This window comes from Mesorhizobium sp. M7A.F.Ca.CA.001.08.2.1 (assembly GCF_003998455.1).
GTDB lineage: Bacteria > Pseudomonadota > Alphaproteobacteria > Rhizobiales > Rhizobiaceae > Mesorhizobium > Mesorhizobium ciceri.
On record NZ_RZPW01001022.1, the window covers coordinates 1 to 1,768 of the forward strand.

General features: G+C 63.0%; 1 protein-coding gene. It reads right to left on the reverse strand.

Translation table 11 applies throughout. The features are described 5' to 3' along the window. On the reverse strand, positions 1 to 1,718 hold a 1,718-nt coding region (locus tag EN914_RS34270; protein WP_127389630.1), incomplete at its 3' end, for an Ig-like domain-containing protein. Between the last annotated feature and the right edge of the window lie 50 nt (positions 1,719 to 1,768).

Sequence of the window (1,768 nt, forward strand, 5' to 3'; positions counted from 1 at the left end):
GCATAAGTGAAGCTGCCGTCCGGATTGAGCGTCAGCGTGCCGTTGGTCGGCTCGGTGACCAGGACCGGCGCCAGCGCGTCGCCGTCGACATCGCTGTCGTTGGTGAGCACCGGCACGACGACGCTGCCATCCTCGGCCACGGTCGCCGTATCATCGATCGCCACTGGCGCATGGTTTTCGTTCGCGGCGTCAATAGTGAGCGCGACGGTCGCGATGTTGCTTTCGGCGGTGCCGTCGGACGCCTTATAGGTGAAGCCGTCGGTGCCGACGAAATTGGCTTTCGGTGCATAGGTGAAGCTGCCGTCCGGATTGAGCGTCAGCGTGCCGTTGGTCGGTTCGGTAACCAAGATTGGCGTGAGTGCGTCGCCATCCACATCGGTGTCGTTGGCGAGGACCGAGACAACCACGCTGCCGCCCTCGGCAACGCTTGCGATGTCATCGGCGGCGACCGGTGCATCGTTTACCGGCGTGACGGTCAGCGTGGCGGTAGTAATGTTGCTCTCGGCGTTGCCGTCGGACGCCTTGTAGGTGAAGCTGTCGGTGCCAGTGAAGTTGGCCTTCGGCGCGTAGGTGAAGGTGCCGTCCTGATTGAGCGTCAGCGTGCCGTTGACTGGTCCAGTGACCAGGACCGGCGTCAGGGTGTCGCCGTCGACGTCGCTGTCGTTGCCAAGCACCGCCAGGATGAGGCTCCCGTCCTCGGTGACGCTTGCGATGTCATCGGCCGCGACAGGCGCATCGTTGACCGGCGTCACTGTCAACGTGACTGTCGCGACGTTGCTTTGAGTGAAGCCATCGCTGACCCGGTAGGTGAAGCTGTCGGCACCGAAGAAATTCGGCTTCGGAGCATAGGTGAAGCTGCCGCCGGGGTTCAGGGTCACGGTGCCATTTGCCGGTTCCGCAACCAGCGACGGCGTCGGGGTATCGCCGTCTTCGTCGGTATCGTTGGCGAGAACGGCAATGTCGACGCTGCCGTCTTCGGCGACCGTCGCTTCATCGTCGGACGCGATCGGCGCATGGTTCCCCGGCTGACCTTCGGTGACGAACTCGACGTCGTCGATGATGACCTGGCTACCGAGCGCACCAAAGCCGAGCAGGTCGAAATAGAGCTTCAGCGGCGTACCTGCCGGAATGCCCGTGAGGTCGAATTCCACGGTGACCGGAGCGTCAGGGGGCAGCTTTCCATTCTGGTCGAGGCCGGTGAGTCTTATCCGCGACGAGGCGAAGACGGTGCCATCGGACTGGATGTTGAGCGCTGCGTCGGTCTTGGAGAGCCCGTCTGCTGCGATCGGTTTTCCATCCGACCCGATCAATGCGAACTCAAAGGCATCGCCGGGGCCTTGCGAACGATCGCCAAAGCGCGCGCCCTTTATTGTGAAGCGGAGAGCGAGCGCATTCTGCGGAATACTGAATTCTTGACTAGCGCGTGCGCCACTTCTGTCACTTTCGTTCAAAGTGAGGACCCCAGATCCGATCCCGGCACCTCCTGTCACAATCCAGCCCGAAGTGTTCGCGTCAGAAACGCCAAATGACCCGTTGATGATGGCGGCCTGCGGGGCGCCTGCCGGACCGATGAGATCGGCAAGAAGCGCGCTGAGGTGGAACTCCGCCTCGAGAGCGCTCGCCACGCTCTCCGGTGCTGCGGCGAGCGCCGCCTTCAGCGCCTCGACGTCGGCGGCTGAGGGCAAGCGCCGCACGCCGACGGGAAGCGTCGCCGCCATGACACTGTTTGGATTGGTCGAGTGAGGAAGCCCTAGCACATGACCGATTT